This window comes from Bacillus sp. m3-13, from assembly GCF_000175075.1.
Classification (GTDB): Bacteria; Bacillota; Bacilli; order Bacillales; family Bacillaceae_I; genus Sutcliffiella_A; species Sutcliffiella_A horikoshii_C.
In genome coordinates, this window is record NZ_ACPC01000023.1 from 1 (window position 1) to 5,995 (window position 5,995).

The window sequence follows — 5,995 nt, forward strand, 5'->3', positions numbered from 1 at the left end:
AGTTTCACAAGTGATGGAGGATTTTGCAAGGGAGATTCAGCGAGAGAGGGAGAATCATTATGTTCAGGAAGATCAGATACTAGATGCCCTCCAAGCATTCGGAATTGAAATTGAACAAGTCGAAATTTACAGCGTCGAGCAGGGGAATGTGGATATTGAAATGACAGTTCCATACTGCGAAGGGCGGGGTGAGTGTGAAAAACTCATTGCTCCGATGCTTTCAGATATATTGCGAGAGAACATTATTGTTAAAAAAGAAGAGTGTAATGCGGATAACAATGGTTACTGTCATGTATCATTCGGCTCTGCAAAAGCGTTTGTAGTCGACACAGGCGTTGCGCATGCCGCAAAAGGAGGAGGACTGATATCGGGGGATAGCTATTCCACAATAGAGTTAGGACATGGAAAATACGCCATTGCCATTAGTGACGGGATGGGAAATGGTGAGCGCGCGCACTATGAAAGTAAAGAGACATTAAAGTTGCTTCAAGAGATTCTACAGTCTGGAATCAAAGAAAAAGTAGCAATCAAATCGGTAAACTCGGTCCTATCATTAAGGACGACCGATGAGATTTTTACGACGCTCGATCTAGCAATGATTGATCTTCAAGATGCTTCTGCTAAGTTTTTGAAAGTTGGTTCGACTCCAAGTTTTGTGAAGAGGGGAGATAAAGTAATTAAAATTGAGGCAAGTAATCTACCAATGGGCATCATTCAAGAATTCGATGTGGACGTCGTGAGTTCCCAGTTGAAAGCTGGTGATCTTCTCATTATGATGAGCGACGGAATTTTTGAAGGACCAAAGCATGTAGAGAACTATGATTTGTGGATGAAGCGAAAAGTATCCGAAATCAGAACGGACGACCCGCAAGAAATGGCAGATATCATTATGGAGGAGGTCATTCGAACAAGATCTGGTCAGATCCAAGACGATATGACGGTTGTGGTAGCAAAAATAGAGAGGAATATTCCGAAATGGGCAGCCATTCCTGCCTATCACTATTTATCCAAAAACCAAGGAATGAAGGAGGCGCTTTAAATGTTGAGAATTTTATCTAAAATGGTAACGGGTCTTGTGAAGGAAATGGGTGGCCGTCGTGAGCTTGTGGAGGTAATGGAGAGTAAAAATGTTGGTGTGGTTTCCGTTGCTCCTAAGAAAATGCTGGGGAGAAAAGCTCTGAAGCTTGCAAGCACGGCAGAGATCATGCTGGGAAGAGGGGCCAACCAATTAGGTAATGCTGGAAGCGTGATGAGGAGAAAGATGAATTCACTGGCAGTGATTGCCCGAAGTGTGATGGATAAAGAGATTAGTCTTTTATCCAGAATGAAAGCAACGAACGAGAGTGGAAAAGAAACGATTCTGTCAGCAATGCCGAATGAACCCGTGTCCGGGAAGGAACGAATAGGCCAACTCGCTAAACTGCCAATCTATCTACTAGCAGAGTTCAAGTTTGCCCTATCATTAATGAGTAAAAAGGAAGTGGTTGGGGTGAATACCTCTTAGAAGGTAAATTGCGTACAAAAGGTATAAATTAAGTCTGTTTCGTCCATGATGGCTAATGTAAATTATACGCATTAGGAGGGGACGAAACGTGTATAAAGGAACGTTAAAACAAATTTTATTAATTACAGATGGATGCTCAAATTCAGGGGACGACCCAATTGCCATGGCAGCTCTTGCGAAGGAGCAGGGTATTACAGTAAATGTTATTGGGGTGATGGATGAGGATACGATAGATGAAAGAGGAATGCAAGAGATAGAGGGGATCGCAATGTCTGGTGGCGGCGTCAGTCAAATTGTGTATGCCAAGAACTTATCTCAGACAGTCCAGATGGTGACCAGAAAAGCGATGACCCAAACTTTACAGGGGGTTATTAATAAGGAGCTTCAACAAATATTGGGTTCCGAAACTTCCATGGAGGACCTTCCGCCGGAGAAACGCGGCGAAGTGATGGAAGTGGTGGATGAACTGGGTGAAACGGTTTCCCTGCAGGTGCTGATTCTTGTTGATACTAGTGCTAGCATGAAGTCCAAGCTTCCAACCGTCAAGGAAGCACTTTTGGATTTGGCACTGAGCTTGAATGCAAGAATTGGTGATAACCAGTTTTCAGCCTTTGTTTTCCCGGGAAAACGCCAAGAAGTGGAGAAGATCTTAGATTGGACACCGAGATTGGAATCGCTGTCCAGTATTTTTCCAAAACTATCGACAGGTGGGATCACACCAACAGGTCCTGCCATTCAAGAAGCCATTCCTTATTTTAAAGAAACACGTAACCTGAGGAGCATGATTTCCGATGATGAACAATACTATGAAGAATCCGGTAGGTAATCTGCCTCATGGGACGACCATTATCGGAAAATGGCATAAAGAAAGATACACCATTGTCAGAACACTCGGGTACGGTGCGACGGGGTATGTATATCTAACCAGGAGTTCAAAGGGATTAGCTGCATTAAAAATAAGTGAAAACAGCATGTCCATCACTTCTGAGGTTAATGTCCTGCGTCATTTTTCGAAGGTCCGAGGGTTCTCCCTGGGGCCTTCTTTGTTAGATGTCGATGATTGGGAGCAATTGAGGGGAAAACAATCTTTCTCCTTCTATGTCATGGAATACCTGGAAGGGGAGCCTCTTCTCTCTTTTGTACAGAAGAGAGGGATGGAGTGGGCAGGTATTTTGATTCTTCAATTACTTACAGATCTTGAAACGCTCCATAAAGAGGGTTGGGTGTTTGGAGATCTGAAACCAGATAATCTCATTGTGACGTCAACCCCTCCTAAGGTACGTCTTGTAGATGTCGGTGGAACAACCCAGCATGGCCGGGCGATTAAAGAATTCACGGAGTTTTTTGATCGCGGGTATTGGGGACTGGGATCTAGAAAGGCAGAAGCTACGTACGATCTTTTTGCTGTGGCGATGATCATGATACATATCTGTTACCCAAAACAGTTCCAAAAGAATGGGGAAAGCGGACGCAAGCAGTTGGAAGAGCAGATTGACAAAGAAGCTTGGCTGAAAAGGTATAAAGTTGTCCTGATGAGAGCGTTAGCTGGTGAATATTCCTCTGCACAGGAAATGAAAAGTGGGATGCTTTCTGTCATGAGCCAACGAAACTCAAGCGCCTCTCAAAGTGGGGCGGCACAGCGTCCAGTAACTAACAAGGTCAAACAAGGACCTGCTGCAAGTACGAGTCGTGCCGCTAGAAGCGGTACCAGTACACAAAGGCAGCCAGTTCCTACAAAATCAAGTAAAGGGTGGATGGAAACTGCCGTGCTGTTATCGGTCATACTGTTTGCATATTTCTTCTATTTATACGGCCAGATAATGTAGGAATAAGCGTTTTGAGGATGTGTTTGAGGGTATAAAGCAGTATGGATGTTTTTGGATAAGCATCTATTTTTGCAGGAGAAGAAGTCAAATGGTAGGATAAAATAGAAATTATACGCGTAGATTAAAGGAATGGGTACACTTTATGTGGGAAACTGTCTCGACATTCATAGATAAATTTGACTTGCTGCCATCCCACTCGACTGTGGTGGTTGGTGTCAGTGGCGGAGCAGATTCCATGGGTTTGCTTCATTATTTGGATTCCATTAAAGAAGCTAAACGCTTAAAGCTGGTGGTAGCACACGTCGATCATATGTTCCGAGGAGCGGAATCCGAAGAGGATATGGATTTTGTGAAGGAGCAATGTGAAAAGAGGGAAATTCTATTTGAAGCAGAACAAATAGATGTGTCTGCCTATCAAAATGAGAAGAAGCTCTCCGTTCAAGTTGCAGCTAGAGAATGTCGCTATGCTTTTTATGAAAAAGTGATGAGGAAATATCGAGCTGACGTTCTCGCGCTCGGTCATCATGCAGACGATCAGGTGGAAACCATTCTGATGAGACTTGGAAGAGGATCATCGATGAGTGGACATGCCGGCATTCTTCCAAAACGGACTTTTGGAGCTGGCGTAATCGTAAGGCCGTTCTTGACAGTCACAAAGTCTGAAATCATGGAATATCTAAAAGCAAATGAAGTACCATACAGGCATGATCCAAGCAATGACAAGGACGCATACAGAAGAAACAGGCTGCGGCATCACATTCTGCCCATTTTGAAGGAGGAATTTCCCGGGCTTCATCAGAGGTTCCAAGCTTTCAGCGAGCAGATACAAGAAAGTGAACAATACATAGGGGCATTAATGGAAAAGGAATGGATTGACGTTATTAAGAGTAAAGAGAACGATAGGGTGGTATTGGACAGAAAACCTTTGCTTTTCATGGCTAAACCTTTACAAAGGCGAGGGATTCAACTAATATTAAACTATCTCTATAATAATGAAATTCCTCCATCTCTTTCCTCTATACATATTGATAATTTATTATCCTTATTGGAAAGTGAACACCCTTCTGGAAGGCTGCATTTCCCAAATGGCTTACAGGTTATCAAATCCTATAATGAATGCATATTGACATTTGATAAGGATGAATGTGATAAAGCCTACAAGCATCTGCTTGAAGTCCCTGGTTATGTGAAGCTGCCAACCGATTTTATGATCACCAGCGAGATTTGGACACAAGATAAACCTCAAAATGTCAAAGAAAATCAAGCAGTGATCGATTTATCGAAAGTCACCCTTCCACTATATGCAAGAACCCGTCTTGACGGGGATCGAATTAAGCTGAAGGGGACAAACGGCTCCAAAAAAATCAAAAGCATCTTTATTGAAGGCAAAATTCCTCTACAACAACGAGATACATGGCCTTTAATTGTCGATGCCAACCAAGAGATTTTATGGATGCCCATGCTTAAACGTTCTACTTTTGAAGCAACAGAGGAAATGGTGGGTCCTGTTTTAGTATTAACATGCAAGACGAGTCAAAAAGTTTGGGAGGCAACAAAGAAATGAACAAAGATATCGAAAAAGTACTCTTTAGTGAAGAAGAGCTTCAAGTAAAGGTTAGAGAATTAGGTGCACAATTAACAGAGGACTACAGTGACCGTTTTCCTTTGGCAATCGGCGTATTAAAAGGCGCAATGCCTTTCATGGGCGACCTTATCAAACGTATGGATACATATTTGGAAATGGATTTCATGGACGTTTCAAGCTACGGAAACTCCACTGTTTCCTCTGGTGAAGTGAAAATCCTAAAAGACTTGGATACTTCAGTAGAAGGAAGAGACATCCTTATTATTGAGGACATCATCGACAGTGGCTTAACGTTAAGCTACCTAGTGGAACTATTCCGCTACCGTAAAGCGAAATCCATCAAGATTGTTACTCTGCTTGATAAACCAAGTGGAAGAAAAGCCGATATCACAGCTGACTATGTTGGGTTCATCGTACCAGATGAGTTCGTTGTAGGATATGGCCTTGATTATGCTGAAAAATATCGTAACCTTCCGTATATCGGAGTATTGAAACCAGAAATTTATTCTAACGTAGAAGAATAAGCTATCCCAATACAGATTCCTTGAATTGGATTAATTTACTATGTTACTATTGGTTTAGTTTGGCTATCGTGGGAGGAGGTAAGGGATGAACAGAATATTTCGTAATACCATCTTTTATTTATTAATATTTTTAGTGGTCATTGGTGTTGTGAGCTTTTTCAATAGCCCTGACACGAGCGAAAAACCGATCACCTATAATACATTCATCCAGAATCTTGAAGAAAATAAGGTGGAGGAATTCACCATCCAACCAACGCGTTCGGTGTATGAAGCACGCGGTAAGTTGGAAGGCGCTAAAGAAGGAGAGACATTTGTAACGGTCTTCCCGAATAGTGCCAGTGCTCTAGAGCGCGTGGAAAACATTGCAGAAGAACAAAACATTCAAATGACAGTTGACCCGGCGGAAGAAACAAGCGGTTGGGTAACCTTCTTTACTTCCATCATTCCTTTTGTCATTATCTTTATCTTATTCTTCTTCTTACTTAATCAAGCACAGGGCGGCGGAAGTCGTGTCATGAACTTTGGTAAAAGTAAGGCAAAGCTGTATAGCGAAGAG

Annotated in this window: 7 protein-coding genes; all 7 read left to right on the plus strand. The window is 42.5% G+C overall.

What is annotated here, in order from left to right:
* On the plus strand, nt 1-1,039 hold a 1,039-nt coding region (locus M313_RS23905; RefSeq protein WP_010197940.1), incomplete at its 5' end, for a SpoIIE family protein phosphatase.
* Nucleotides 1,040-1,504: a hypothetical protein gene (locus M313_RS0116730; RefSeq protein ID WP_010191413.1), complete on the plus strand. Its 465-nt coding sequence runs from the start codon at nt 1,040-1,042 to the stop codon at nt 1,502-1,504.
* Nucleotides 1,505-1,592: 88 nt separating this feature from the next.
* Nucleotides 1,593-2,330, plus strand: a complete 738-nt coding sequence (locus M313_RS0116735) for a vWA domain-containing protein (protein ID WP_010191415.1) — start codon at nt 1,593-1,595, stop codon at nt 2,328-2,330.
* On the plus strand, nt 2,296-3,330 hold the full coding sequence (gene prkT / locus M313_RS0116740) for a serine/threonine protein kinase PrkT (RefSeq protein ID WP_010191418.1): 1,035 nt from the start codon (nt 2,296-2,298) through the stop codon (nt 3,328-3,330). Before M313_RS0116735 ends, prkT begins: the two co-directional genes overlap by 35 nt.
* 142 nt (nt 3,331-3,472) lie before the next feature.
* A complete protein-coding gene (gene tilS, locus M313_RS23910; protein ID WP_010191420.1) occupies nt 3,473-4,894 on the plus strand; it encodes a tRNA lysidine(34) synthetase TilS in 1,422 nt (473 codons plus the stop codon).
* Nucleotides 4,891-5,439, plus strand: coding sequence for a hypoxanthine phosphoribosyltransferase (gene hpt, locus M313_RS0116750; RefSeq protein WP_010191424.1), 549 nt, complete (start codon nt 4,891-4,893; stop codon nt 5,437-5,439). Before tilS ends, hpt begins: the two co-directional genes overlap by 4 nt.
* 85 nt (nt 5,440-5,524) lie before the next feature.
* Nucleotides 5,525-5,995: ATP-dependent metallopeptidase FtsH/Yme1/Tma family protein (locus M313_RS0116755; RefSeq protein WP_010197941.1), on the plus strand; the 471-nt coding region annotated here is incomplete at its 3' end.